The following is a 23,526-nucleotide window of genomic DNA, read 5'->3' as shown; positions in this document are numbered from 1 at the left end:
TCCCCTCAACCGCTTGGCAGAGGCGGGCGCAACCCCCTATGTCTGCCGAACCATGGCATCCCCCGAAATCGAAGCGCTGACCCAGGCCCTGTCGCGGCTCCCCGGCCTGGGGCCGCGATCGGCACGGCGCGCGGTGCTGCACCTGCTGAAGAAGCGCGAGACGGCGCTGGACCCGCTGCTGCTGGCGCTGACGCGGGTCAGCGAGCGGCTGAGTACCTGCTCGATCTGCGGCAATGTCGACACGACCGATCCCTGCTCGATCTGTGCGGATCCGCGCCGCGATGCGCGGTCCTTGTGCGTGGTCGAGGAGGTCGCCGACCTGTGGGCGCTCGATCGCTCGCGGCTGTTTCCCGGCCGATTCCATGTGCTGGGCGGCCGGCTGTCGGCGCTGGAGGGGGTGCGGCCCGAGGATCTGGCGATCGACAGCCTGGTGCGCCGCGTCGCCGACGGGGGCATCGACGAGGTGGTGCTGGCGATGAACGCGACGCTGGAGGGGCAGACCACCGCCCATTATGTCGCCGAGCGGATCGAGACCTATCCGGTGCGCGTCACCCAGCTGGCGCACGGCCTGCCCGTGGGGGGCGAACTCGACTATCTCGACGAGGGCACGCTTGCCCAGGCGCTGCGCGCCCGGCGCCCGGTTGCCTAGCCACGTCCTGATCTTGCGAGAATCGGCCGCAGAGCCTAAATTCGCACCATGGCTTTGCTTCCGATCATCGAAGTGCCGGATCCCCGGCTGCGTATTGTCTCGTCCCCGGTGGACCAGGTGGACGACGAATTGCGCGACCTGATCGCCGACATGTTCGACACCATGTATGATGCCCCGGGCATCGGCCTGGCCGCGATCCAGGTCGGCGTGCCGAAGCGCGTCATCGTCATGGACCTGCAGGAGCAGGAGGGCGAGGACGGCAAGCCGATCCGCGATCCGCGCGTCTTCATCAACCCGGTGATCCACGATCCGTCCGAGGACCAGTCGCTCTATACCGAGGGCTGCCTGTCGGTGCCCGACCAGTTCGCCGATGTCGAACGCCCCGCGCGCTGCCGCGTGACCTGGCTCGACGAGAAGGGCGAGGCGCATGACGAGGTGTTCGAGGGGCTCTGGGCGACCTGCATCCAGCACGAGATGGACCATCTCGAAGGCATCGTCTTCATCGACCATCTCTCGCGCCTGAAGCGCGACATGATCATGAAGAAGCTCAACAAGGCTCGCAAGGCCGCGGCCTAAGTCATTGATCGCCGGGAAGTTCGGGTCTGGCGATCTTCGGTTCGTCCGTCAGAACAACCCGACGGCCTGTCCCTGCTCATCGATCCGGATCGCCTCAGCCGCAGGCTGCCGCGGCAGGCCGGGCATCGTCATGATCTCTCCGCAGATCGCCACGACGAAGCCGGCCCCGGCGGCCAGTCGGACGTCGCGCACCGGCACGATATGTCCGGTCGGCGCGCCCAGCCGGGAGGGATCGGTCGAGAAGCTGTACTGCGTCTTCGCCATGCACACCGGCAGATGGCCGAACCCCGCCTGTTCCCATGCCGCCAGCTTGGCGTGCACCGCGGGATCGGCCACCGCCGCCTCGGCGCGGTAGATGCGCGTCGCGACGCTGTTGATCTTCTCGAACAGCGACAGACCATCGTCATAGAGCGGCGCGAACTGCGCGCCGCCGCGATCGGTCAGCGCCACGACCTTCTGCGCCAGTGCCTCTGCGCCCGCGCCGCCATCGGCCCAATGGGTGCAGATCACCGCCTCGGCACCATGCGTTGCGGTGATGGCGAGCAGCTCGGCCAGTTCCTCGTCCGTATCGGTATGGAACCGGTTGATCGCCACGACCGCGGGGACGCCGAACTGGCGGATATTCTCCAGGTGACGGATCAGGTTGACGCTGCCCAGTCGCACTGCGTCCACGTTTGGCGCAGCCAGGTCCGTCTTGGCGACGCCGCCATTCATCTTCAGCGCCCGAACCGTTGCGACGATCACCGCCGCATCCGGCTTCAGACCGGCCTGGCGGCATTTGATGTCGAAGAATTTCTCCGCGCCCAGATCGGCGCCGAACCCCGCCTCGGTCACCGCATAATCGGCCAGCGCCAGCCCGGCGCGGGTCGCGATCACCGAGTTGCAGCCATGCGCGATGTTGGCGAACGGCCCGCCATGGATGAAGGCGGGGGTGCCCTCCAGCGTCTGGACCAGGTTCGGCTGGATCGCATTCTTCAGCAGCACCGCCATCGCGCCGTCCGCCTTCAGGTCGCGTGCTGTCACCGGCCACTTGTCGCGCGTCTGGCCGATCACGATCCGACCCAGCCGCGCCTCCAGATCCTCCAGATCGCTGGCGAGGCACAGGATCGCCATCACTTCGGACGCGACGGTGATGTCGAACCCGCTCTCGCGCGGATAGCCGTTTGCCGGCCCGCCCAGCGACTGGGCGATGTCGCGCAGCGCGCGGTCGTTCATGTCGAGCACGCGGCGCCAGGTCACGCGCCGCACATCGATGTCGAGCGCATTGCCCCAGTGGATATGATTGTCGATCATCGCCGCAAGCAGATTGTGCGCACTGGTGATCGCGTGGAAATCGCCGGTGAAGTGGAGGTTGATGTCCTCCATCGGCACGACCTGGGCATAGCCGCCGCCGGCAGCGCCGCCCTTGGTCCCGAAGCACGGCCCGAGCGATGGCTCGCGCAGGCACAGGGCGACGCGCTTGCCCAATCGCGACAGTGCGTCGGCGAGCCCGACCGAAGTCGTCGTCTTGCCTTCGCCCGCCGGGGTCGGGTTGATTGCGGTGACCAGGATCAGCTTGCCGCCCGCGCCGCTCTCCGCCTGGCGCTGCTGCAGCCAGGGGAGCGACACCTTGGCCTTGTCACGGCCATAGGGCTCCAGCGCCTCGTCGGGAATGTCGAGACGGGCGGCAATGTCGCGGATCGGACGAAGCGTCGCCGCGCGGGAGATTTCGATATCGGACAGCATCGCGCGGCAGCCATAGTCAGGCCGGCGCGGGGCGCAAGACGCGGCCTTGCCGAGGGCGCGCATCGCCGGTAAGTTCGCTTTTCGTTCCATGGAGGTCGGTTTGGACGCGCTTGCCCTGATATTGGTCGTCATCGCCCTGCTCGCGGGGCTGGCCGTCGGCTGGCTGCTCGGCGGGCGCAGCGGGGCGCAGATGCGCGGCGAGCGCGATGCCCGTGATGCCGAGCTTCGTGCGGCGCTGTCCGATTTGGGTCGCGCCCAGGTCGAGCTGGCGACGCTCCGGGCCGAGACCAGCGGGCTCGAGACGCGCTTCGCCGAGCTCGCCGGCCGGGTGCTGGGCCAGGCGCAGGACGCCTTCCTCAAGCGCGCCGACGAGCGGTTTCGCCAGTCCGAGGAAGCCGCGGGTCAGAATCTCAAGTCGCTGCTCCAGCCGGTCGAGGCGACGCTGAAACGCTATGAGGAAGGGTTGAGCCAGGTCGAGAAGGAGCGCGTCGGCAGCTATCAGGCGCTGCGCGAGGCGGTCGGCCTTCTCCATGCCGGCCATACCCAGGTGCGCGACGAGACCGCCAAGCTGGTCAATGCGCTGCGCGCCAGCCCCAAGGCACGCGGCCGTTGGGGTGAGCAGAGCCTGAAGAATGTCCTCGAACAGGCGGGACTGTCCCAGTTCGCCGATTTCGCGACCGAGGTGTCGGTGACGACCGATGACGGACGGCTGCGCCCCGACGTGGTGGTCCGCATGCCGGGCGGACGCAAGCTGATCGTCGACGCCAAATGCTCGCTCAACGCCTTTCTCGATGCGAGCGAGGAAGTCGATGAGGCGCGCCGCACCGCGCATCTGAAGGCGCACGCCGCCGCGATCCGCCGCCATGCCGAGCAATTGGGGTCCAAGGCCTATTGGCAGCAATTCGGCGACGCAGCCGATTATGTGATCCTGTACATCCCCGGCGAGCATTTCCTGACCGCGGCGCTGGAACAGGACGATCACCTCTGGGAATGGGCGTTCGAACGCCGCGTGCTGCTGGCGACGCCGACCAATCTCGTCGCGATCGCCCGGACCGTCGCCAGCGTCTGGCGTCAGGAAAAGCTGGCCGAGGAAGCTGCCGAGATCGCCCGGCTGGGCAAGGAGCTGCATTCGCGCCTGGCGACGATGGGCGGCCATGTCGCGCGGATGGGCCGCAACCTCGAATCCGCCACCAGCGCCTATAACGCGATGGTCGGCAGCCTGGAGAGCCAGGTGATGACCCAGGCGAAGCGGTTCGAGGCGCTGGAGGTATCGAACGGCACCAAGGAGATCGAGCCGCTGCCCGTCATCGAATCCGCGCCGCGGCCGCTGACCAAGCTGATCGCCGGCGCGGAATAGCAAAAATGGCCAGGCCCCGGCATACCCGCCTGCCGCCGCCCTATCTCAAGCGCGTCTGGCTGGACTCCGATATCGAGGCCGACCGCGATGCCTATCCCCATTGCCTGCCGCTCTTCCGCAGCGGGCAGTTCGAACTGGCCTTCGACCGGCCAGTGACGATCATCGCCGGCGAGAATGGCGTCGGCAAGTCGACGCTGCTCGAAGCCATTGCGGTGCTGGCCGGCTTCGACGAGTCGGGCGGCGGCCCGGGTTACCGTGCAGTCGACAGTTCACGCGCGATCGAGCGGGGCGGGGGTGCGCTGGCTGGCGCGCTGAAGGCAAGTTGGCTGCCGAAGATCGGTCAGGGCTGGTTCTTCCGCGCGGAAAGCTTCTTCTCGGTCGCGCGCTATCTTGACGAGGTTCAGTCGCCCGCCGCGGATTTCCTGTCGCACTCGCATGGCGAGGGGTTCCTGCGCTTCTTTGAGGAGCGCTGCACGCGTCCGGGCATCTTCCTGTTCGATGAACCCGAATCCGCCCTGTCGCCTACCCGCCAGTTCGATTTCCTCAGGCTGATGCGGATGATGCAGCGCGGCGAGCAGAGCCAGGTGATCGTGGTTACCCATTCCCCGATCCTGATGGCGCTGCCCGACGCTCGGCTGATGCGAATGGGCAGATATGGCCTCGAACCGGTCGAACTCGAGGACACCGATCACTTCCGGATGATCCGCCAGTTCGCACTCGATCCCCATGGCATCGTTGGCGATATGTTGGCTGATTAGGCCGGTCGAGGTCGGGCGCATGGCCAGCATTGACGTCCGCTGTCTTAGTAGGTTCTGAAGCCGGGGCCGGGCAAGCGACGCTTCAGCTCGCGTCGCTCGACTGAACCAGTTTGACCGTGAGGTACCGGACCGCGACGACGGGAATGTCGCGGCCTGCCGCATTGGGTGCCTTGATCGCGACGCGGCGGCCATAAGTGCATGCGGCTTTGTCGAATTCCGCATTGCCGCTTGGCGTCTTTATGTCGCATTCGGTTACGCGGCCCTTATCATCGAAGATAAGGACGACCTGCGCCGGATTGCGATAGTCGGACGGGATCGACTTCCCCTTAAGTTCAGCATCGGCCAAATTCGTGGGCATAGTCCCGCCGACGCCCCACGCGATCGACAGACGATAGATTCCCGCGACCGCTTCGCCCCGAGCATTTCGCGAAGGGTCGAACACCGCACGTCGTTTGACCAGCCAGCAGCTTCGAGTATCGAGCGGGCGATAGGTCGTGCTTTCGGTCACCTGACAGTCTGTGACCTTACCCTCGGCGGAAACCAATAGCCGAAGCGAGACAATGCCGGCCTTTCCTCGTCGAAGAGCATCCTCCGGGTAATCCTGGTTGGTCACGATCGTCGCGCCGCGCTGGAGCACGGGGGCCTTTGCTGCAGTCGCACTATCGCCGTCTTGGGCAAGTGTGGGATGAAGCAGGAGAATAGCGGCGGAAAGCATCGTCGACCCCTAGCGTTGAGGAGGACGATGCGTGGCTAAGCCAGAACGTTCAATAGCGTGATTTCAGGATCATCCGATTTGAACGCTTTTCCGCGGGATGATGGCTAGGCCTTCACCGTTAGCTGGGATCGAAAGATCGAGGACGGCTAACGCCGACGCGGCCCGCCCTGCATCGGCGCAAGCACCAGCTTTTTGCCACCGCGTCCGGTCAGGATGAGCTTACCGCCGCGATTGCGGCTGACGCTCAGCCGTTCGCCGAACGCCGCGAGCAGGTTGCGCTCCTGAAGCTGCGCTGCCCGGCCGATACAGGCGCGGCGCGTGGTCGCGATCGGGCCCGTGGTCAGGAAGCCGCGCTCCAGCCGGAACGAGCCGTTCATGCTGTTGCACCCGCTATTGCCGCTCAGCCGGCCCTCGCGGAAGCTGACGCGGACATCGGCACCGCGCGGCACGACGGCTCCGTTGATGCTCTCCACCGCCCAGTCGCCATCGACGACCGACCGCTGCTCGCCGCCGACCGGCGTGCCGCCGCATCCATTGAAGCTGCGACCATCGACGCGGACCGTGACTGTATCCGGGAAGCTGCGGTCGCTCATCCCGTCGCTGCAGCTCTTGTGGACGATGTTCACATCGACGCGGCGCGTGCGATAGATCTCGCCGGCAAAGCCGTTGATCGGCCGCGGGGTCGGCACCGTGACCGTCGGCCGTCCCGGTGCCTCGAACCGTATCGACCTCTTGTCGATCGACAGCGACCAGAAGGGCTCGGTGCCCAGCGCCTTGTACGGCGCGGCGGGCTGGGCAAGGGCGGGCACGGCAAGCGCGCACAGCGCAGTCGCGGCGGTCATCAGCGTCTTCATGATCGTCTCCTCCGATCCATCCCTGGATCCGGAGGACTGAACGCGCGATGGCCGATTTGTTTCGCGGCCGTTCAGCCGCGGCGACGCTGGTTCAGCACCTCATAGGCCATGACGGCAGTTGCGATCGCCGCGTTCAGGCTGTCCGCCTTGCCCAGCATCGGGATTTTCACCGTGACGTCGCAGGCTGCGGCCATGAAATCGGGCATGCCCTGTGCCTCGTTGCCGGTCAGCAGGAAGGTCGGGGCTTCATAGCGCGCGGCCTGATAGTCGATCTCGGTGTCGAGGCTCAGCCCGACCAGCTGCCCCGGGCCGGATCGCAGCCAGGTGGCGAACTCGGCCCAGTTCGCCTTGGCGACCGGCACGGTGAACAACGCGCCCATCGACGCCCGCACCGCTTCCACGGAGAAAGGATCGACGCAGTCGTCGACCAGGATCAGTCCGCCCGCGCCGATCGCGTCCGCCGTGCGCAGGATCGTGCCGAGATTGCCCGGATCGCGCAGCCGCTCCGCGACCAGCCAGATCGGAGCGGCGCTGCGGTCGAGATCGGACAACGCGACGGTGAATTCGGGATAGACGCCGACGACGGCACCCGGATTGTCCTTGCCCGACAATTTGGAAAGGATGTCGACATTGGTCTCGATCGCCTCGCCGCCGGCGTCTTCGGTGGCGTCGACCAGCGCATGGACCAGCGAATGATTCGCCATGTCGCGCGCGTAGAACAGATAGTCGGGCACGCGCCCGGCCTCAAGCGCCTCGGTCAGGATGCGCAGCCCTTCGGCCAGGAACAGCCCTTCCTCGCGGCGATGCTTCTTGTCGCGAAGGTTGCGGACGCGCTTGATCAGCGGGTTGGAAAAGGCGGTGATTTCACGAGGCATGATTGGAGCCCCAGATGCTCCACAAACGGATCGAAGTCACGATCAGAATAGAGCAGCGGGATCCGGTCGACGATGCAGCGGGTCGCGATCAGCGTATCGATCGTCTTTCGCACGGTCACGCCTTTGGCCCGCAAGGTCCGAAAATGCTGCGCGGCGCGTCGGGCGACGTCCCACCCGCCAATCTCGACCAGGACGAGTGTCGCCAGCAGCGTCTCGGCCTGCGCATGGTCGCGATCCGAGGCGAAGCCCTGAAGCACCTCGGTCACATTCAGGTCGCCGATCGCGACCAGCTCGGTACCGAGGGCCGCATCCAGCCGGTCGGTCTGAGGGGTGGAGACACCGCGGAAGAAATCGATCCAGACGCTGGAATCGACCAGGATCATCCGTCGTTCCGCATCACCTCGAGATCGCCGGTCCAGGTCAGCTTGCCCCGAAACGCGCGAATCTGTTCCTGCCGATGCAGGCGGAGCAAGGTCTTGAGGCCCAACTCGACCGCCTCCCGCTTGGTGCGAAGGCCCGTCGCCTCCATCGCGTCCGCGATCAGCCGGTCATCGATGACGATATTGGTGCGCATGATGTGTATTCCCGATGCCGATCATACACATGGTGCCGGCCGCAGGAAACTCAATCCTCGCCGAACCGATCCTCGACCAGCTTGGCCAGCGCCGCGACCGCATCCTCGGCGCCGTCGCCCTCGGCGCTGATGGTGATCGAGTCGCCCATCGCCGCGCCGAGCATCATCAGCCCCATGATCGATGTCGCGGTGACGGCCGATCCGTTCTTTTCGACCATGACCGGCACCGCCTGGCTGGACGCCAGCGTGACCAGCTTGGCACTGGCGCGCGCGTGAAGGCCGCGCCGGTTGGAGATGAGAACGGTGCGGCTCGTTCCGCTCATGCAGCAGCCTCTCCCAGGACTTCGGACGCGACGGTGATATATTTCTTGCCTGCGTCGCGCGCGGCGGCGACCGCTTCGGTCACCTTCATCGTCTTGCGGGCGCCGCCCAGCCGGATCAGCATCGGCAGGTTGATGCCCGCGATCACCTCGACCTTGCCCGCCTGCATCAGCGAGATGGCAAGGTTGGACGGGGTGCCGCCGAACAGGTCGGTCAGCACGATCACGCCGCGTCCCGCATCGACCTCGGCAATCGCCTTGGCAATGTCGGCACGGCGTTCTTCCATATCGTCTTCGGGGCCGATGCAGATCGGCGCGATGCGCTCCTGCTGACCCACGACATGCTCCATCGCGACGACGAACTCTTCGGCGAGCCGCCCGTGCGTCACGAGTACGAGACCAATCATTTCACCTGAACTCCGCCCCCTGATGCCGCCGCCGGCGCCCCTTCAAGCGAATCCTGCGGCGCAGTCTGCAGATCGCGATGGGTCACCGTGGGCGAAAAACCTTCCTCGCGCAACCGCGCTGCCACCCGTTCTGCGACGTGCACCGAACGATGACGGCCCCCGGTGCATCCGAACGCTATCGTAACATAGGATTTTCCCTCGGCCTCGTAGCGCGGGAGCAGCAACAGCAGCAGCGACTCGATCTCCACCATCGCCTGATCATAGGCCGGATCGCCGGCAATATAGGCGGAGACGTCCTTGTCCTTGCCGGTGCCGGGCCGCAGCCCGTCGACCCAGTGCGGATTGCGCAGGAAGCGCATGTCGAGCACCAGGTCGGCATTGCTCGGCAGTCCGCGGGCAAAGCCGAACGACATGACCGACAGGGTCGGTTCGCGGTCGCCGGCAAAGGTCGCGCGGATCTGATGCGCCAGTTCGTTCGAGGCCAGGCTGGTCGTGTCGATCAGCCGGTTCGACCAGCGCCGCAGCGGCATGAGCAGCTCACGCTCATGGGCGATGCCGTCGCTCGCCGGCCGGTCTTGCGCCAGCGGATGACGGCGGCGGGTTTCGTTATACCGTCGCTCCAGCTCGGCGCCGGCGCAGTCGAGGTACAGCGTGCCGATGTCATGGCCATGCTCCTCGCGCAGCTTCTTGATCCGGCGCACGATGCTCTCGGCGTCGAAGCCGCGCGTCGCCACGCCGATGCCGACGGCCAGCGGACGGTCGTCGTCGCCATCCTCGCGCGGTGCGGTGTCCAGCAACCGGTTGAGCAGCAGCAGCGGAAGATTGTCGACCGTTTCCCACCCCAGATCCTCCAGGGTGCGCAGCACGGTCGACTTGCCGGCGCCGGACATTCCAGTCACCAGCAAAATCTGTTTCGGGCGCGGCTTGCTCACGCGCCGATCCGTTTGAGCGCCAGCTCGACCTTGATCGGCGCCGACGGTTCCAGCGCGGGCAGGGGAAGGACCGGGACCTCGACCCCGGCGACGCGCCGCGTGCGACGATCCTCGGGGAAGCGCGGCGGCGAATCGAGAATCTCGATGATGAGCGCCACCGGCACCTTCTCGACATGCGCCATCTCGACGATACCGATGCCGCGCACCTCGATCTTGCCGGCAATGGTGGCGGGCGGCGAGGCGATCAGCGAGGTGCCGCCGCGGTCGGGACGGTGGCAGATGGTCTGGTCGTCCGAGACGAGCGCGGCGCCGCGATCGATCAGGCGCAGCGCCAGATCCGACTTGCCCTCGCCGGATCCGCCCTCGATCAGGACCGCCCGCCCCCCGATCGCGACGCAGCTCGCGTGGATTGTTTCGGACGACAGTTGAGACACCCGCATTTCGACCATCATTCGCCCTCGGCCAGTGGCAGGCGGACCACGAATCGCGCCCCGCTCACCCGATCTTCGCGGCTTTCCACCACGATGCTTCCCTGATGCCCCTCGACAATCGTACGCGCGATGGCAAGCCCCAAGCCCGAATGCTGGCCAAAAGCCTCGCTGGCGGGACGAACGGTGTGGAAACGGCGGAAAATCGCGTCGCGCGCCTCTTCCGGCACGCCGGGGCCGTCATCCTCGACCCGCACCGTCAGCATGCGATCGTCGCTGGTCGCCGAGATCGCGATCAGCCCGCCCTCGGGCGAGAAGGAGATCGCATTCTCGATCAGATTGTCGAACACGCGCTCCAGCCGTGCGCCTTCGCCCAGCACGATCAGCGGGGCGTCGCTGGTCCGGTCGAAGACCAGGCGGATACCGCGGGGCAGGCCGCGCGCATCGCGCTGGTCGATCAGCGCCTGGATCATCTGCGCGATGTCGATCGGCTCGAATGTCGCGCGGCTCAGCTGCGCATCGAGGCGCGATGCCTCGGAAATATCGGTGATCAGCCGGTCGAGCCGCAACACGTCGTCGCGCACGATCTCCAGCAGCTGGTCGCGATGCTCCTGCTTCTTGACCGTCGCCAGACTGTCGACCGCGGAGCGCAGCGAGGCGAGCGGGTTCTTCAGCTCGTGCGTCACATCGGCGGCGAAGGCCTCGGTCGCGTCGATCCGCGCGCGCAGCGCCTGAGTCATGTCGGAGAGCGCGCGCGCCAGCAGCCCGATCTCGTCGGAGCGGGAGGGCAGGCGGGGCACCACCACCTCGCGCGCGCGGCCCAGCCTGACGCGGATTGCGGCGCGCGCGAGGTGGCGCAGCGGCCTGACGATCGTGCGCGCCAGGAAAAGCGACAGGAAGATCGAGGCGAGCGAGACGATCAGCAGCACCACGCCCAGCCGATAACGCTCGATCCGAACCGTCTGGGTGATGTCGCGGGCGTTCACCGTGGTCATGACCACGCCCAGCCCGGTGATCGGCGCCGCCGCGGTGATGATCGGCGTGCGGTCGGGCGCGCGCCACACCGTCGCAGGCGCGCCGTGCGTGGTCGCGGCGGTCTGGACGTCCGGCCAGTCGAACCCCTGATGCGGATCGCGCTCGCGATATTGCGGCGCGCGGTCGGCGCCGGCGACGGTGTCGATCACCGCGTCGAGGAAGCGCGCGATCGACTGGTTCCACGGATCCTTGTCGGGGTCGCGCAGCACGACGTTGCGCAGGCCCAGATCGCGGCTGTCCGACAGCAGGACGCCTTTCTGGTCGTATAGCCGGACGCGCACGCCCATGTCGCGCGCCAGGCTGAGCACCAGCAGGTCGCGCCGCTCCTTCGTCGCCGAAGCGAGCGACTGGGCGATCAGCCGCGCCTCGCGGCTTGCCTGCGCCATCCGGCTCTCGACGATCCTGCTGCGATAGGAATCGAGGTAGAAGAAGCCGCCGGCCAGCAGCGCGAGGGCGAAGATGTTGACCGCCAGGATTCGCGGAGTCAGCGAGATCCTGTTGGACAATTTGAGCGCGAGGCCGCGCTCGTCACTCGTCCGAGAAGCGATATCCGGCCCCATAGAGCGTCTCGATGGCATCGAAGTCGGAATCGACCTGGCGGAACTTCCGCCGGACGCGCTTGATATGGCTGTCGATGGTCCGGTCATCGACATAGATATCGTCCTGATACGCCGCATCCATCAGCTGGTTGCGGGTCTTCACGATCCCCGGGCGCTGGGCCAGGGTCTCGAGGATCAGGAATTCGGTGACCGTCAGCGTGACGTTGGTGCCGTCCCAGGTGACCCGGTGGCGCGCCGGGTCCATCGCCAGCCGGCCGCGCACCAGCGGTTGCGCCGCCTCCTGCGGCTGTCCCTCGATCGAGGGGAGGCTGGCTTCGGTGCGGCGCAGGATGGCGCGGATGCGCGCGATCAGCAGCCGCTGGCTGAACGGCTTCGAGATATAGTCGTCGGCGCCCATGGCGAGGCCCAGCGCCTCGTCCAGTTCGTCATCCTTGCTGGTCAGGAAGATGACCGGGATCGGCCGCTTCTCGCGCAGGCGGCGGAGCAGCTCCAGCCCGTCCATCTTCGGCATCTTGATGTCGAGCACCGCCAGGTCGGGCGGGTTCTCGATCAGCGCCTTCAGTGCGCTTTCGCCGTCGGAATAGACCCGGGTGAGAAAGCCTTCGGTCTGAAGCGCGATCGAGACAGAGGTGAGGATGTTGCGGTCGTCATCGACCAGCGCGATCGTCGCCGTCATCCGGCGTACGGGGCGTTGCTGCGAGCCATTGCGCAACCGTTAGACCAAAGTTTCGCGCGGCTCAATCCGATGACATCGGTTACCCGGAATCTGACAACGTTTACACGGATTGACCCCGGTTTCGGCGGGTGCTTACCGCCGGCCAACGTCAGTCAAGCGCCAGAAAATGCGGCGCAACCGGGAGACCAGCATGAACACGCGCACGCCGGGCCATGCGCTCGACGCACAGGGCATCGGCACCGATGCCACGATCCACTGGAACCTGATTACCGCCCCGTTGATCGAGCATGCCGTCCGCCGCGGCGAAGGCCGGCTGGCCAAGGACGGACCGCTGGTCGTCACCACCGGCAAGCACACCGGCCGGTCCGCCAAGGACAAGTTCATCGTTCGCGATGCCGAGACCGAGGGCAATGTCTGGTGGGGCGACACCAATCGCGGCATGACGCCCGAGCATTTCGCCGCGCTGAAGACCGACTTCCTGGCGGAGGTGGCGGCGCGCGACACGCTGTTCGTCCAGGACCTCTATGGCGGGTCGCAGGCCGAGCACCGCGTCCGGGTGCGCGTGATCAACGAGCTTGCCTGGCATAATCTGTTCATCCGTACGCTGCTGGTGCGGCCGTCGGAGGATGAACTGGCGGACTTCGTGCCCGAATATACGATCATCGACCTGCCGAGCTTCCGTGCCGATCCCGAACGCCACGGCACGCGCAGCGAAACGGTGATCGCGGTCAACTTCACCGAGAAGCTGATCCTGATCGGCGGGACCGCCTATGCCGGCGAGATGAAGAAGTCGGTGTTCGGCCTGCTCAACTATCTGCTGCCGGTCGATGGCATCATGCCGATGCATTGCTCGGCGAATATCGGCCCGGATGGCGACACCGCGGTGTTCTTCGGCCTGTCGGGCACCGGCAAGACGACCTTGTCCGCCGATGCCAGCCGCACGCTGATCGGCGACGATGAGCATGGCTGGTCGGACGAAGCGGTCTTCAATTTCGAAGGCGGCTGCTATGCCAAGATGATCAACCTGTCGGCCGAGGCCGAGCCGGAAATCTTCGCGACGACGAAGCGCTTCGGCACCGTGCTGGAAAATGTCGTGATGGATCCCGACACGCGCGAACTCGACCTGTTCGACAACAGCCTGGCCGAGAACAGCCGCGGCTCCTATCCGCTCGATTTCATTCCGAACACCAGCGCGCGCAACCTGGGGCCGGTGCCGAAGAACATCATCTTCCTCACCGCCGACGCCTATGGCGTGCTGCCGCCGATCGCGCAGCTGACGCCGGAACAGGCGATGTACCATTTCCTGTCGGGCTATACCGCGCGCGTCGCCGGGACCGAGATCGGAGTGACCGAGCCGACCGCGACCTTCTCGACCTGCTTCGGCGCACCGTTCATGCCGCGCCACCCTTCGGTCTATGGCAATCTGCTGAAGGAGCGGATCGCGAAGGGCGGGGTGAAATGCTGGCTGGTCAATACCGGCTGGTCGGGCGGCAAGGCGACGATGCCGGGGATCAAGCGGATGCCGATCCGCGTGACCCGCGCGCTGCTCAATGCCGCGCTCGACGGCAGCCTGAACGCGGCCGAGTTCCGCAAGGACCCGAATTTCGGCTTCATGGTGCCGGTCGCGGTCGAGGGTGTCGATCCCAATATGCTCGACCCGCGCGCAGCCTGGGCCGACAAGGGCGAATATGACGTGACGGCGGCGCGGCTGGTCGACGAATTCGTCGCGAATTTCGCGCAGTTCGCGGACCATGTCGACGAGGGCGTGCGGCAGGCGGCGCCGCGGACGTCCGAACCCGCCTGAGGCGATCCGGCGGCCGGGCCTCCCAGCCCGGCCGTCCCCGCTCAGAGCGGCAGGCTGGTGCTGACCACCTCGTGATGCTCGACCCGCTCCGGGCGGTCGAGCAGATAGCGGTCGTCCTCGGGATAATAGCGCGCGACCATGATATCCTCGCCGGCAAAGCCGCGAATATCGTCAAGGCTGCGCCACCAGCTGAGCGTCGTCACCTCGCTGGTGCCGTCGTCCAGGTCGCGGAACAGCATCTGGAAACCCAGATTGCCCGGCGTGGAGCCGTAATCGGCGCCGCCCGTCTCCTCGATATAGGCGGCATAGGCATCGCGCTCGGCAGTGCGGATGCGGCTGGTCCAGCGGCGCAGGATCATGCCTTGCGCTCCGCGATATGCCGGTCGATCACCCGGCCCAGCACGGTCATCGGCACGTTGCCGCCCAGCACCATCGCATCGTTGAACGCCTTGAAGTCGTAGCGGGCGCCCAGCTCGCCCTTCACCCGGTCGCGCAGCCGGTTGATCTCGCTATGCCCAACCTTGTAGCCGCAGGCCTGGCCCGGCCAGGAGCAATAGCGGTCGACCTCGCCCTGGACCTCGTCGACCGACGAGCCGTTGGTGGTGGCGAACCACTCGATTGCCTGCTGCCGCGTCCAGCGCTTGGCGTGGAGCCCGGTGTCGACCACCAGGCGGCAGGCGCGAAACGCCAGGCTCTGGAGATAGCCCAGCCGCTCGACCGGATTGGCGTCGTACACGCCCAGCTCGTCGGCGATCTGCTCGGCATAGAGCGCCCAGCCTTCGCTATAGGCGTTGAACTGGAGCAGCGAGCGGACCAGCGGCAGCTTGAACGTATATTCGCCCTGCCAGGCATGGCCCGGTATCGACTCGTGATAGGCGAGGTCGGGCAGGCTGTAGCGGGTCCAGATGTCGGTGGTGCGCAGGTTGATCCACAGCCGCCCGGGCGTCTTGCCGTCGATCGAGCCGGGACCGCCATAGGCGCCGGGCGCGCCGGGCTCCTCGGCCAGCGGCAGGCGCTTCACCTCGACATTGCCCGGAACCAGCGTGTTGAACGCCTGCGGCATGCGGCCGCGCATGTCGTGGATGCGATCGGTCAGCAGCTTGATGATCGCCGCGCGACCCTCGTCCGTATCCGGATAGGTGAAGCGCGGATCCTTGCCGAGCGCGGTCATCCGCGCGCCAACGCTGCCCTGCGAATAGCCCTGCTGCTTCAGGATGACGTCCATCTTCGCCTGAAGCTCGGCAAGCTCCGCCAGGCCCTGCTTGTGGACCTCGTCGGGACTGCGGTCGGTTGTCGTGCCCGCGCGCAGCGCCCAGGCATAATAGGCGTCGCCATCGGGGAATTTCCACACCCCGGCGTCGCTGGTCGCCTTGGCGCGGTGACGCTCCAGCTCGGCGATCTGCCGGTCGAGCGCCGGCACCACGGCGGAGGTGCAGATGTCGAAGGCGCGCTGGCCGAAATCGCCCTTCATCCCGGCGGTGCGATTGGCCAGCGACGTCACCACGCCCCAGCCGGCGACATGGCCGCTGCGCGCCAGCTTGATCTGCTTCAGGCACTTGTCGAGCAGGAAGTCGGGCGCGACCACGCCCTTGCCCTCGGCAATCTTCAGCCGCTCGGTCTCGCCATCCAGCTGACCGGCATAGGCAGCCAGCCGGTCGAGATAGGCCTCGGCATCGGCCGGCGTGTCGATCCGATGCTCATTCTCCAGCATGCGCGGCGTGTCGAGAAACGCGCCGACATTCTGCGCGACGACATAGGGCGAGTTGCGCCACCCGCCGACCGCGACATCGCCATAGCCGAACTTCATTCCGTCCAGCCCGGACTGGAAGGCGGTCTTCACCACGTCGACATTGACCTGCATTGTGTGATCCAGGCTGTCGGCATTCAGCGTCGACAGGTCGGCGATGCCCCTGCGCAGATGGTCGGCGACCGCCTGCTTGCCCTTGATCGTGCGATCCTCGAGCCGCTGCTTCAGCTTCGCGCGCTTGCCGGTGTCGATCCCCAGCTGGGTCGCGGCCTCGGGCGTGTCGGCCAGCAATTGCTCGGCGATGCCGGTCAGCATCGCATCGGCGCGCGCATCTACGGCACCCACGGCCAGAGCGCGAGCGGGCAGGGTGGACAGCGCCGCAGTGGCGCCAGCCCCGATCAACAGGGAACGGCGGTCGGTACGCATCAAACTCTCCGAATTCGTCAGGATATCACGGGCTCGACGTCCAGCGACCCGTCGCGCTGGCCGACGATCCGCACGCGCGCGCCGGCGGGTGCATCGAGCCCGCGCGCCGGCCATTCGCCGTCACCGACCCGCACCCGGCCCTCACCGGCGACGATCGCATGCGACACCGTGACCGTCTGGCCGATCAGCCTTGCTATACGATCGTTCAACAAGGGGTCGGCGCTGGGCACCGGGCGATCGACATACCAGCGGCGACCGATCGCAACCGCGACCGAGGATGCGACCGCGAAGATGCCGATCTCGACGAAGACCGGCAGCGGCAGGACCAGCGCGATCAGCCCGGTCGCCGCCGCGCCTGCGGCGATGAAGACCAGGAAGATGCCGGGAACGATCAGCTCGACGATCGCCAGAACCGCCGCCAGCGCCAGCCAGGCGATGCCCGGCTGCGCCAGGATGGCCTGCAGCTCGTTCATTGATTGGGCTCCGGCGTCAGGAACGGCTGCGGCCGCTCACGCCGCGGCGGCGTGGGCGGGGCGGGGGGCGTGGGACCATTGCCCAGCGCTTCCTTCGCCAGCTCGCCGATGCCGCCCAGCGTGCCGATCAGCTGCGTCGCCTCGACCGGGAACAGGATCGTCTTGGCATTGGGCGAGGTCGCGAACTTGGCGACCGCATCGACATATTTCTGCGCGACGAAATAGTTGATCGCGCTGGCCGACCCCTTGGCGATCGCGTCCGATACCAGCTCGGTCGCCTTGGCCTCGGCCTCGGCGGCGCGCTCGCGCGCTTCGGCGTCGCGGAAGGCAGCTTCCTTGCGACCCTCTGCCTCGAGGATCTTCGACTGCTTCTGACCCTCGGCGCGCAGGATCTCGGAGGCGCGGGTGCCTTCGGCCTCGAGGATGTTGGCGCGCTTTTCGCGCTCGGCCTTCATCTGGCGGCCCATCGCGTTGACGATGTCGGCGGGCGGGCGGATGTCCTTGATCTCGACGCGGGTGATCTTCACGCCCCACGGCGTCGTGGCATGGTCGACCACCGACAGCAGCCGCGCGTTGATCTCGTCGCGCTTCGACAGCGTCTCGTCCAGGTCCATCGAGCCCATGACGGTGCGCAAATTGGTCGTCGTCAGCTGGAGCAGCGCGACATAGAGGTCGGAGACCTCATAGGCGGCCTTGGCGGCGTCGAGGACCTGGAAGAACACCACGCCGTCGGTGGAGATCATCGCATTGTCCTTGGTGATGATCTCCTGGCCGGGGATGTCGATCACCTGCTCCATCATGTTCACCTTGCGGCCGACACGGTAGAAGAAGGCGGGGTAGAAATTCAGGCCCGGCGAGGCGACCGCGGTGAAGCGGCCGAAATGCTCGATCGTGTATTGATAGCCCTGGGTGACGATCTTGAGACTGGAGAAGAGGTAGAGGATCACGACGGCCAGCGCGAGCATGGCCAGGATAAACAGCGGGTCCATTGTCGATTCTCACCTCTCGCAAAACCGGTCCCTTGCTAGCATAGGCATTGGCCATGACCACAGCCCTTGCGCCCCGCACCGCCCTGTTCCTGCCCGCCTCCAATGCCCGCGCGATCGAGAAGGCGCGCGGCCTAGATGTCGAGATGGTGATCCTCGACCTGGAGGATGCGGTGAAGCCCGAGCAGAAGGACGAGGCGCGTGTGATGGCGGTGGCCGCCGCCAGCGAGGATTGGGGCAGCCGCATCTTCGCCATCCGCGTCAACGGCGGTGGCAGCGCCTGGCATGACGCCGATGTCGCGGCGGTGCGCGACAGCGCCTGCCGGCTGGCGGTGCTGCCCAAGGCCGAGTCTGCGGAACAGGTCGCCACGGTCATCGCCGCGCTGGGCGGTGCGCGGGTGATGGCGATGATCGAGACGCCGCGCGGCGTGCTCGATGCGGCCGCGATCGCCGCGGTGCCGGGCGTGATCGGGCTGCTCGCCGGCACCAACGACCTGAGGGCCGAGCTGCGCGTGCCCCCCTCGGCCGGCCGCGAGAGCCTGTCACATGCGCTCCAGTCGATCGTGCTTGCCGCGCGCGCAGCCGACATCTGGGCGTTCGACGGCGTGTTCAACGGTCTGGACGATAGCGAGGGTCTGGCCGCCGAGGCGCGTCACGGCCGCGCGCTGGGCTTCGACGGCAAGTCGCTGATCCACCCGAACCAGATCGCGATCTCTGCGCAGGCCTTCGGGCCGACCGATGCTGAACTCGCCGATGCCCGTGCGCTGATCGATGCGGCGACCGGCGGGGCCGAGCGGTTCCGCGACCGCATGATCGAGGCGATGCATGTCGACCAGGCACGCGCCTTGCTGGCCCGCGCCGATCGATCCTAGGATGATGTCATGGTGTTCGATCTTCGCGGCGCATTGCTGAAGAAGGAGGAAATCGAGTCCGCGCGGCTGATGGACTTCGAATTCCGCCTGCGTGCCCGGACGATGCGGCTGCTGGCGACCATGATCGGGCAGGCCCCCGACGCCATGGTCGGACAGATCGCGGTGCAGGAGGACGAGGCGATCCTCGCCGATCTGGAGGCCGCCCATCCCGATATCCGCGCCGCCTTCGCCGCCGCCCGAGACGAAGCGAGGCGCCAGCTGATTGCCGAGCGCGGCGATCCGACGCCGCATAAGCTGGCCTGACCCCCTAGCGTTTCCGGGAGGGCGCGTTTACATGGCTCGCCAACCTCCGACTCAGGACCTTGGCACCCACATGGAAATCCCTCTCGGCCTAACCTTCGACGATGTTCTGCTGCTCCCGGCGGAATCCGAAGTCCTGCCCAGCCAGGCCGACACCCGCACCTTCGTGACGAAGGAACTGGCGCTCAACATCCCGATCCTGTCGTCGGCGATGGATACCGTCACCGAGATGGACATGGCGATCGTCATGGCCCAGCTGGGCGGCATCGGCGTGCTTCACCGCAATCTCGACGTCGACCAGCAGGTCGAGGCGGTCCGCCAGGTCAAGCGGTTCGAGAGCGGCATGGTCGTCAACCCGATCACCATGACTCCCAGCGGAACGCTGGCCGAGGCGCAGGCGCTGATGGAGCGCCACCGCATCAGCGGCATCCCGATCGTCGAGGACAGCGGCAAGCTGGTCGGCATCCTGACCAACCGCGACGTCCGCTTCGCCGGAAACCCGGACCAGCCGGTTTCCGAGCTGATGACGCACGAGAATCTGGCGACCGTGTCGGTCGGCGTGTCGCAGGAGGAAGCGCGCAAGCTGCTCCACCAGCGCCGGATCGAGAAGCTGCTGGTCGTCGACGACGCCTATCGCTGCGTCGGCCTGATCACTGTCAAGGACATCGAGAAGGCGGTCACCTACCCGCACGCCACCAAGGATGCCGCAGGCCGCCTGTGCGTCGCCGCCGCGACCACGGTCGGCGACAAGGGGTTCGACCGCACCGAGGCGCTGGTCGATGCCGAGGTGGACCTGATCGTCATCGACACCGCGCATGGCCATAACCGCGACGTCGCGCGCGCGGTCGAGCGGGTGAAGAAACTGTCCAACCGGGTCCAGGTGATCGCCGGCAATATCGCCACCGGCGATGCCGCGCAGGCGCTGATCGACGCGGGCGCGGACGGTCTGAAGGTCGGCATCGGCCCCGGCTCGATCTGCACCACGCGCATCGTCGCCGGCGTCGGTGTGCCGCAGCTGACCGCGGTGATGGAAGCGGCCAAGGTCGCGCAGAAGGCCGGCGTGCCGGTGATCGCCGATGGCGGCATCCGCACCTCGGGCGACATCGCCAAGGCGCTGGCCGCCGGCGCGTCGAGCGCGATGATCGGTTCGCTGCTGGCCGGCACCGCCGAGGCACCGGGGGAGACCTTCCTGTACCAGGGCCGCGCCTACAAGGCGTATCGCGGCATGGGTTCGGTCGGCGCAATGGCGCGCGGATCGGCCGACCGCTATTTCCAGCAGGACATCAAGGACCAGCTCAAGCTGGTGCCCGAGGGCATCGAGGGCCAGGTCGCGTTCAAGGGCCCGGCCAAGGACGTGATCCACCAGCTGGTCGGCGGCATCAAGGCGGCGATGGGCTATACCGGTTCGCACACGATCGCCGAACTGCAGGAGCGCGCCCGCTTCGTCCGCATCACCAATGCGGGCCTGCGCGAGAGCCATGTCCACGACGTGACGATCACGCGCGAGGCGCCGAACTATCCGACGCGCTGATCCCCGCGTCATGCGGGCTTCCCGTCGCAGGGCTTTTCCTGTCTGGAGGGCGGCATGACCCCCTCCGCACGTGCCCAGGCCGCCATCGACCTGCTCGATCTGATCGTCGCCGCTGCGCGTGGGCAAGGGGCGGCGGCGGATACGATCATTGCGCGCTGGTTTGCGGGGCGGCGCTATGCCGGGTCGAAGGACCGGCGGGCGATCCGCGAGCTGGTCTATGATGCGATCCGTCTGGTCGGCGAGCCGCCGGTCAACGGGCGTGCGGCATTGCTGGCGCTGGCCGAGGGCTCGCCCGAGCTCAAGTTCGCCTTCGACGGGTCGCCTTACGGCCCCGCGACGATCGACCCGGCCGAGCCGGTGGCTGAGCCAGGCGTGGCGCCGCGCTGGCTGATCGCCGCGCTCGAGGCGTCGGGGCTGGACGCCGAGGAGCAGGCGGCGCTGCTGACCCGTGCGCCGCTCGATATCCGCGTCAACCGGCTCAAGGCGGATCCGCTGGGCGTGGCGGCGCAGCTGCCAGGCGCCGAGCCGCTCGACTTTGCGCCCGATGCGCTGCGCCTCCCCTCCGACACTCGCGTCGAGACCTTGCCCGCGTTCGAGCGGGGCGAGATCGAGGTGCAGGATGCGGGCAGCCAGCTGGTCGCGCTCGCTGCACGACCCGAGCGGGGTCAGCATGTCATCGATCTATGCGCGGGCGGCGGCGGCAAGACGCTCGCGCTCGCCGCGGCGATGGGCGGTCATGGCAGCATCCTGGCCTGCGACATCGATCGCGCGCGCCTCCAGCGCCTGCCGCCGCGCGCGGAGCGGGCTGGCGTGTCGATCATCGAGACCCGGCTACTCGATCCGGGCAAGGAAACGCAGCAGTTGGCCGACCAGACCGGCCGCGCGGACCTTGTACTGGTCGATGCGCCCTGTTCGGGCACCGGCACCTGGCGCCGCAATCCCGAGGCACGCTGGCGGCTCACCCCCGATCGGCTCGATCGCTACGTCGCGATGCAGCGCAATGTGCTCGACGTGGCGGCCGACCTCGTCCGGCCCGGCGGATCGCTGGTCTATATCGTCTGTTCGCTGCTCGATGCCGAGGGGGCGGGGCAGGTCGACGCCTTTCTGGCGGCGCATCCGGGCTGGCAGGTCGCGGCGCCCGAGTTCGAGGGCGGCACGGCTCGCGGCGCGGGCGTGCGCCTCACCCCGCTGACCCACTCGACCGATGGCTTTTTTGTCGCGAAACTGGTGCGGCAATGGTAGCGAAAACGACTAGAGTTTCGGAGATGGTGATGCGGTTCACTGCGATTTCGGCGGCGCTTGCGTTGATGCTGCTGTCGGTTTCCTCGGCCCTGGTCGCGCAGCGGCCCGACGATCAGATCGATCCGCGCTCGATCGCCCTGGTCAGCGAGGGCCGGGCCGCCCAGGCTGCAGGTAATTTCGATCGCGCCACCGACGCCTATGAAAGCGCGCTGGCGATCGATCCGCGCAACCGCGAGGCCTTCACCGCGCTGGCCGAAGTCGCCACTGCCCGCGGCCTGCCTGGCAAGGCAATCCGCATGTATGGCGAGGCGCTGCGCCTCGAGCCGAACGACGTCCAGGCGCTGCGCGGGCAGGGCGTGGCGATGGTCCAGAAGGGCGCGGTCGAACGCGCCAACCAGAATCTCGCCAAGATCAAGACGATCTGCGGATCCAAGGCGTGCGCCGACGGCACCATCCTGGCGGCGGCGATCGCCAAGGGCCCACCGGTGACGACCACTGCGGCGGCCGAGCCGGCGGCGGCGACCCCGGACAAGCCGGAGTCGGCGAAGCAGTAATCGGCCTCAGCTGGCGCTGCCGCCAAGGCGCTGCGCCAGCCATCCTTCCCAGTCCTTTTTCAGCCCGGCAACGGTGTCCGGCAGGTGAAGCCGTGCGCCGCTTGTCCTCAGCCAGCCGGCGCTGTCCTTGCCCGCTGCAAAGGCATCGGCGGCGGTGCGGAAGGCCGCGGGGTCACCGCTGCGATCGAGCACATAGTCGGCGAACAACCGCGCCTGGAGGTAGAAGCTGCCGGCGACCCGCGCGACGCGTGCCGCCTCTTCGCCGGTCAGCACGTTGACCGCGGTGCCCGAGGTCTTGGGAAGGTCGAGCCTGGGCAAAGCGGGGTGACCGCCCGACAGGAAGGTGCCGAGGTCCAGCAGCCGCGACTTCGCTTCGGCATCGCTGCCGCGGTAGATCGCCGCGAACTGGCTGCGGCGGCGCTCGGCCAGCGCATCGCTTTCCATCAGCACGGCCGCGGTCTCGTCCATCCAATCGGGTGCGGGGCCGCCATAATGATCGCCGCCCGTCGCGGTGGCGGCTGGCCAGAATGCCTTGATGAACCAGCCATGCCCGAGCTCGTGCGGGAAGGTCCCGGTTTCGGTATCGGCGAGTTTGGCCGGATTCCATTTCGCCGACTGCTGCGACAGCGCCGAGTCGATCAGTGCCCGGGTCTGTTCGGCGGTCAGGTTGCGCGCCGCCGCCTGGGCGGTCACCGCGCGGCTGATCGAGGCGCGATAGGCGTTCGCCATCTCTTCGGGAGAGAGCCAGGGCAGACGTGACACATAACCCTGCTTGTCCAGCACCGCATCGAGCGCGGCGTTTCGCGTACCGTCGCCGGTTTCGACCACGGCATAGGCCGGCACCTTTCGCCCGAAGCGCTGTTCGAACCGGGCCTCGCCGAGAGCCGCGAGCCGGGAGAGTTGCGCCGCGCGGTCGGCCGAGCCGGCGATGATGATGCCACCCGGCGTCGCGAGACAGCGCTGCGTCGAGGGAATCGCGGCGGCCAGCGCGTCGCACCGCGCCGGGGCGGCGGTCGGGATGGGCGTGACGACAGAGAAGAACAGCGCAGCAAAGATCATGATCGCTCCATGGCCAATCCGAGACGCACTATCGATGACTACATTTGTAGTCGTTGTCCAGCCGCGGCGCTTGAGGTAGGTTCCTTACCGG

The 23,526-nt window shown here is 67.2% G+C and carries 27 protein-coding genes; 10 read left to right on the top strand and 17 right to left on the bottom strand.

The features are described from left to right. Positions 1 to 52 precede the first annotated feature (52 nt). Both recR and def read left to right on the top strand, forming a co-directional pair. Positions 53 to 649 carry a recombination mediator RecR gene (gene recR / locus ACZ1H8_RS21475; RefSeq protein WP_465179274.1) on the top strand — a complete coding sequence of 199 codons (597 nt, stop codon included), beginning with the start codon at positions 53 to 55 and terminating at the stop codon, positions 647 to 649. Positions 650 to 697: 48 nt separating this feature from the next. Next, entirely contained in the window at positions 698 to 1,225 is a 528-nt protein-coding gene (gene def / locus ACZ1H8_RS21470; protein WP_465179273.1) for a peptide deformylase, read from the top strand. A gap of 48 nt (positions 1,226 to 1,273) precedes the next feature. Here the strand turns inward: def and ACZ1H8_RS21465 are convergent, their stop codons facing one another. Beyond that, a complete protein-coding gene (locus tag ACZ1H8_RS21465) occupies positions 1,274 to 2,950 on the bottom strand; it encodes a formate--tetrahydrofolate ligase (RefSeq protein WP_465179272.1) in 1,677 nt (558 codons plus the stop codon). 88 nt (positions 2,951 to 3,038) lie between these two features. On the opposite strand from ACZ1H8_RS21465, the gene ACZ1H8_RS21460 reads away from it, so the two are divergent. Together ACZ1H8_RS21460 and ACZ1H8_RS21455 are read left to right on the top strand one after the other, a co-directional pair. Beyond that, complete coding sequence (locus tag ACZ1H8_RS21460) at positions 3,039 to 4,307, top strand: DNA recombination protein RmuC (RefSeq protein WP_465179271.1); 1,269 nt, start codon at positions 3,039 to 3,041, stop codon at positions 4,305 to 4,307. Between the two features lie 5 nt (positions 4,308 to 4,312). Continuing rightward, positions 4,313 to 5,065, top strand: coding sequence for an AAA family ATPase (locus ACZ1H8_RS21455; RefSeq protein WP_465179270.1), 753 nt, complete (start codon positions 4,313 to 4,315; stop codon positions 5,063 to 5,065). Positions 5,066 to 5,147: 82 nt separating this feature from the next. On the opposite strand, the gene ACZ1H8_RS21450 is transcribed toward ACZ1H8_RS21455, so the two are convergent. From ACZ1H8_RS21450 to ACZ1H8_RS21400, 11 genes are all read right to left on the bottom strand, one after another. Then, positions 5,148 to 5,780, bottom strand: coding sequence for a TonB family protein (locus tag ACZ1H8_RS21450; protein ID WP_465179269.1), 633 nt, complete (start codon positions 5,778 to 5,780; stop codon positions 5,148 to 5,150). Positions 5,781 to 5,926: 146 nt separating this feature from the next. Further along, complete coding sequence (locus tag ACZ1H8_RS21445) at positions 5,927 to 6,634, bottom strand: META domain-containing protein (RefSeq protein WP_465179268.1); 708 nt, start codon at positions 6,632 to 6,634, stop codon at positions 5,927 to 5,929. Positions 6,635 to 6,705: 71 nt separating this feature from the next. Further along, positions 6,706 to 7,509 carry a TrmH family RNA methyltransferase gene (locus tag ACZ1H8_RS21440; protein WP_465179267.1) on the bottom strand — a complete coding sequence of 268 codons (804 nt, stop codon included), beginning with the start codon at positions 7,507 to 7,509 and terminating at the stop codon, positions 6,706 to 6,708. Next, positions 7,473 to 7,892: a type II toxin-antitoxin system VapC family toxin gene (gene vapC / locus ACZ1H8_RS21435; protein WP_465179266.1), complete on the bottom strand. Its 420-nt coding sequence runs from the start codon at positions 7,890 to 7,892 to the stop codon at positions 7,473 to 7,475. The genes ACZ1H8_RS21440 and vapC overlap by 37 nt, the downstream gene beginning before the upstream one ends. Further along, positions 7,889 to 8,083 carry a type II toxin-antitoxin system VapB family antitoxin gene (locus ACZ1H8_RS21430; protein ID WP_465179265.1) on the bottom strand — a complete coding sequence of 65 codons (195 nt, stop codon included), beginning with the start codon at positions 8,081 to 8,083 and terminating at the stop codon, positions 7,889 to 7,891. Before ACZ1H8_RS21430 ends, vapC begins: the two co-directional genes overlap by 4 nt. Positions 8,084 to 8,133: 50 nt before the next feature. Beyond that, positions 8,134 to 8,406 carry an HPr family phosphocarrier protein gene (locus ACZ1H8_RS21425; RefSeq protein WP_465179263.1) on the bottom strand — a complete coding sequence of 91 codons (273 nt, stop codon included), beginning with the start codon at positions 8,404 to 8,406 and terminating at the stop codon, positions 8,134 to 8,136. After that, positions 8,403 to 8,810 carry a PTS sugar transporter subunit IIA gene (locus ACZ1H8_RS21420; protein WP_465179262.1) on the bottom strand — a complete coding sequence of 136 codons (408 nt, stop codon included), beginning with the start codon at positions 8,808 to 8,810 and terminating at the stop codon, positions 8,403 to 8,405. Before ACZ1H8_RS21420 ends, ACZ1H8_RS21425 begins: the two co-directional genes overlap by 4 nt. After that, the gene (rapZ, locus tag ACZ1H8_RS21415) at positions 8,807 to 9,742 is read right to left on the bottom strand and encodes an RNase adapter RapZ (protein WP_465179261.1); all 936 of its coding nucleotides are present in this window, start codon (positions 9,740 to 9,742) and stop codon (positions 8,807 to 8,809) included. Before rapZ ends, ACZ1H8_RS21420 begins: the two co-directional genes overlap by 4 nt. Beyond that, on the bottom strand, positions 9,739 to 10,182 hold the full coding sequence (locus ACZ1H8_RS21410; RefSeq protein WP_465179260.1) for an HPr kinase/phosphorylase: 444 nt from the start codon (positions 10,180 to 10,182) through the stop codon (positions 9,739 to 9,741). The genes rapZ and ACZ1H8_RS21410 overlap by 4 nt, the downstream gene beginning before the upstream one ends. Positions 10,183 to 10,190: 8 nt before the next feature. After that, on the bottom strand, positions 10,191 to 11,765 hold the full coding sequence (locus tag ACZ1H8_RS21405; RefSeq protein ID WP_465179259.1) for a sensor histidine kinase: 1,575 nt from the start codon (positions 11,763 to 11,765) through the stop codon (positions 10,191 to 10,193). Continuing rightward, the gene (locus ACZ1H8_RS21400) at positions 11,734 to 12,441 is read right to left on the bottom strand and encodes a response regulator transcription factor (RefSeq protein WP_346245908.1); all 708 of its coding nucleotides are present in this window, start codon (positions 12,439 to 12,441) and stop codon (positions 11,734 to 11,736) included. Before ACZ1H8_RS21400 ends, ACZ1H8_RS21405 begins: the two co-directional genes overlap by 32 nt. A 190-nt stretch (positions 12,442 to 12,631) precedes the next feature. On the opposite strand from ACZ1H8_RS21400, the gene ACZ1H8_RS21395 reads away from it, so the two are divergent. Beyond that, positions 12,632 to 14,245, top strand: a complete 1,614-nt coding sequence (locus ACZ1H8_RS21395) for a phosphoenolpyruvate carboxykinase (RefSeq protein WP_465179258.1) — start codon at positions 12,632 to 12,634, stop codon at positions 14,243 to 14,245. A gap of 41 nt (positions 14,246 to 14,286) precedes the next feature. Here the strand turns inward: ACZ1H8_RS21395 and ACZ1H8_RS21390 are convergent, their stop codons facing one another. From ACZ1H8_RS21390 to ACZ1H8_RS21375, 4 genes are read right to left on the bottom strand one after another with little or no spacing between them, the layout of a single operon-like run. Next, entirely contained in the window at positions 14,287 to 14,604 is a 318-nt protein-coding gene (locus ACZ1H8_RS21390) for an antibiotic biosynthesis monooxygenase family protein (protein WP_465179257.1), read from the bottom strand. Next, entirely contained in the window at positions 14,601 to 16,418 is a 1,818-nt protein-coding gene (locus ACZ1H8_RS21385) for a DUF885 domain-containing protein (protein WP_465179256.1), read from the bottom strand. The genes ACZ1H8_RS21390 and ACZ1H8_RS21385 overlap by 4 nt, the downstream gene beginning before the upstream one ends. Positions 16,419 to 16,435: 17 nt before the next feature. Next, positions 16,436 to 16,891: an NfeD family protein gene (locus ACZ1H8_RS21380; RefSeq protein ID WP_465179255.1), complete on the bottom strand. Its 456-nt coding sequence runs from the start codon at positions 16,889 to 16,891 to the stop codon at positions 16,436 to 16,438. Beyond that, positions 16,888 to 17,880, bottom strand: coding sequence for an SPFH domain-containing protein (locus ACZ1H8_RS21375; protein ID WP_465179254.1), 993 nt, complete (start codon positions 17,878 to 17,880; stop codon positions 16,888 to 16,890). Before ACZ1H8_RS21375 ends, ACZ1H8_RS21380 begins: the two co-directional genes overlap by 4 nt. Positions 17,881 to 17,933: 53 nt before the next feature. On the opposite strand from ACZ1H8_RS21375, the gene ACZ1H8_RS21370 reads away from it, so the two are divergent. From ACZ1H8_RS21370 to ACZ1H8_RS21350, 5 genes are all read left to right on the top strand, one after another. After that, positions 17,934 to 18,749: an HpcH/HpaI aldolase/citrate lyase family protein gene (locus ACZ1H8_RS21370; protein ID WP_465179253.1), complete on the top strand. Its 816-nt coding sequence runs from the start codon at positions 17,934 to 17,936 to the stop codon at positions 18,747 to 18,749. Positions 18,750 to 18,758: 9 nt separating this feature from the next. After that, positions 18,759 to 19,052, top strand: coding sequence for a hypothetical protein (locus ACZ1H8_RS21365; RefSeq protein WP_465179252.1), 294 nt, complete (start codon positions 18,759 to 18,761; stop codon positions 19,050 to 19,052). Positions 19,053 to 19,122: 70 nt separating this feature from the next. Further along, positions 19,123 to 20,580, top strand: coding sequence for an IMP dehydrogenase (gene guaB / locus ACZ1H8_RS21360; protein ID WP_465179251.1), 1,458 nt, complete (start codon positions 19,123 to 19,125; stop codon positions 20,578 to 20,580). Positions 20,581 to 20,634: 54 nt separating this feature from the next. Then, on the top strand, positions 20,635 to 21,822 hold the full coding sequence (locus ACZ1H8_RS21355; RefSeq protein WP_465179250.1) for an RsmB/NOP family class I SAM-dependent RNA methyltransferase: 1,188 nt from the start codon (positions 20,635 to 20,637) through the stop codon (positions 21,820 to 21,822). A gap of 29 nt (positions 21,823 to 21,851) precedes the next feature. Further along, positions 21,852 to 22,376: a tetratricopeptide repeat protein gene (locus tag ACZ1H8_RS21350; protein ID WP_465179249.1), complete on the top strand. Its 525-nt coding sequence runs from the start codon at positions 21,852 to 21,854 to the stop codon at positions 22,374 to 22,376. A 6-nt stretch (positions 22,377 to 22,382) separates the two neighbouring features. Here ACZ1H8_RS21350 and ACZ1H8_RS21345 read toward each other — a convergent pair whose 3' ends face one another. Further along, positions 22,383 to 23,435: a hypothetical protein gene (locus tag ACZ1H8_RS21345; protein ID WP_465179248.1), complete on the bottom strand. Its 1,053-nt coding sequence runs from the start codon at positions 23,433 to 23,435 to the stop codon at positions 22,383 to 22,385. Positions 23,436 to 23,526 lie beyond the last annotated feature (91 nt).

The sequence above is a fragment of the Sphingomonas sp. BL-S-25 genome (genome assembly GCF_055521555.1).
The sequence above is the reverse complement of the archived record's forward strand: the minus strand, read 5'-3'. Positions and strand labels throughout refer to the sequence as shown.

Bases quoted from the DNA above. Each gene is read 5' to 3' on its own strand.
- ACZ1H8_RS21455 (WP_465179270.1), top strand. From the start codon at position 4,313: ATGGCCAGGCCCCGGCATACCCGCCTGCCGCCGCCCTATCTCAAGCGC.
- def (WP_465179273.1), top strand. From the start codon at position 698: ATGGCTTTGCTTCCGATCATCGAAGTGCCGGATCCCCGGCTGCGTATT.
- ACZ1H8_RS21355 (WP_465179250.1), top strand. From the start codon at position 20,635: ATGACCCCCTCCGCACGTGCCCAGGCCGCCATCGACCTGCTCGATCTG.
- ACZ1H8_RS21375 (WP_465179254.1), bottom strand. From the start codon at position 17,880: ATGGACCCGCTGTTTATCCTGGCCATGCTCGCGCTGGCCGTCGTGATC.
- vapC (WP_465179266.1), bottom strand. From the start codon at position 7,892: ATGATCCTGGTCGATTCCAGCGTCTGGATCGATTTCTTCCGCGGTGTC.
- ACZ1H8_RS21465 (WP_465179272.1), bottom strand. From the start codon at position 2,950: ATGCTGTCCGATATCGAAATCTCCCGCGCGGCGACGCTTCGTCCGATC.
- ACZ1H8_RS21350 (WP_465179249.1), top strand. From the start codon at position 21,852: ATGCGGTTCACTGCGATTTCGGCGGCGCTTGCGTTGATGCTGCTGTCG.
- ACZ1H8_RS21450 (WP_465179269.1), bottom strand. From the start codon at position 5,780: ATGCTTTCCGCCGCTATTCTCCTGCTTCATCCCACACTTGCCCAAGAC.
- ACZ1H8_RS21425 (WP_465179263.1), bottom strand. From the start codon at position 8,406: ATGAGCGGAACGAGCCGCACCGTTCTCATCTCCAACCGGCGCGGCCTT.
- ACZ1H8_RS21410 (WP_465179260.1), bottom strand. From the start codon at position 10,182: ATGCGGGTGTCTCAACTGTCGTCCGAAACAATCCACGCGAGCTGCGTC.
- ACZ1H8_RS21445 (WP_465179268.1), bottom strand. From the start codon at position 6,634: ATGAAGACGCTGATGACCGCCGCGACTGCGCTGTGCGCGCTTGCCGTG.
- ACZ1H8_RS21365 (WP_465179252.1), top strand. From the start codon at position 18,759: ATGGTGTTCGATCTTCGCGGCGCATTGCTGAAGAAGGAGGAAATCGAG.
- ACZ1H8_RS21370 (WP_465179253.1), top strand. From the start codon at position 17,934: ATGACCACAGCCCTTGCGCCCCGCACCGCCCTGTTCCTGCCCGCCTCC.
- ACZ1H8_RS21385 (WP_465179256.1), bottom strand. From the start codon at position 16,418: ATGCGTACCGACCGCCGTTCCCTGTTGATCGGGGCTGGCGCCACTGCG.
- ACZ1H8_RS21395 (WP_465179258.1), top strand. From the start codon at position 12,632: ATGAACACGCGCACGCCGGGCCATGCGCTCGACGCACAGGGCATCGGC.
- ACZ1H8_RS21405 (WP_465179259.1), bottom strand. From the start codon at position 11,765: ATGGGGCCGGATATCGCTTCTCGGACGAGTGACGAGCGCGGCCTCGCG.
- ACZ1H8_RS21460 (WP_465179271.1), top strand. From the start codon at position 3,039: ATGGAGGTCGGTTTGGACGCGCTTGCCCTGATATTGGTCGTCATCGCC.
- ACZ1H8_RS21440 (WP_465179267.1), bottom strand. From the start codon at position 7,509: ATGCCTCGTGAAATCACCGCCTTTTCCAACCCGCTGATCAAGCGCGTC.
- guaB (WP_465179251.1), top strand. From the start codon at position 19,123: ATGGAAATCCCTCTCGGCCTAACCTTCGACGATGTTCTGCTGCTCCCG.
- ACZ1H8_RS21400 (WP_346245908.1), bottom strand. From the start codon at position 12,441: ATGACGGCGACGATCGCGCTGGTCGATGACGACCGCAACATCCTCACC.
- ACZ1H8_RS21430 (WP_465179265.1), bottom strand. From the start codon at position 8,083: ATGCGCACCAATATCGTCATCGATGACCGGCTGATCGCGGACGCGATG.
- ACZ1H8_RS21390 (WP_465179257.1), bottom strand. From the start codon at position 14,604: ATGATCCTGCGCCGCTGGACCAGCCGCATCCGCACTGCCGAGCGCGAT.
- recR (WP_465179274.1), top strand. From the start codon at position 53: ATGGCATCCCCCGAAATCGAAGCGCTGACCCAGGCCCTGTCGCGGCTC.
- ACZ1H8_RS21380 (WP_465179255.1), bottom strand. From the start codon at position 16,891: ATGAACGAGCTGCAGGCCATCCTGGCGCAGCCGGGCATCGCCTGGCTG.
- ACZ1H8_RS21345 (WP_465179248.1), bottom strand. From the start codon at position 23,435: ATGATCTTTGCTGCGCTGTTCTTCTCTGTCGTCACGCCCATCCCGACC.
- ACZ1H8_RS21420 (WP_465179262.1), bottom strand. From the start codon at position 8,810: ATGATTGGTCTCGTACTCGTGACGCACGGGCGGCTCGCCGAAGAGTTC.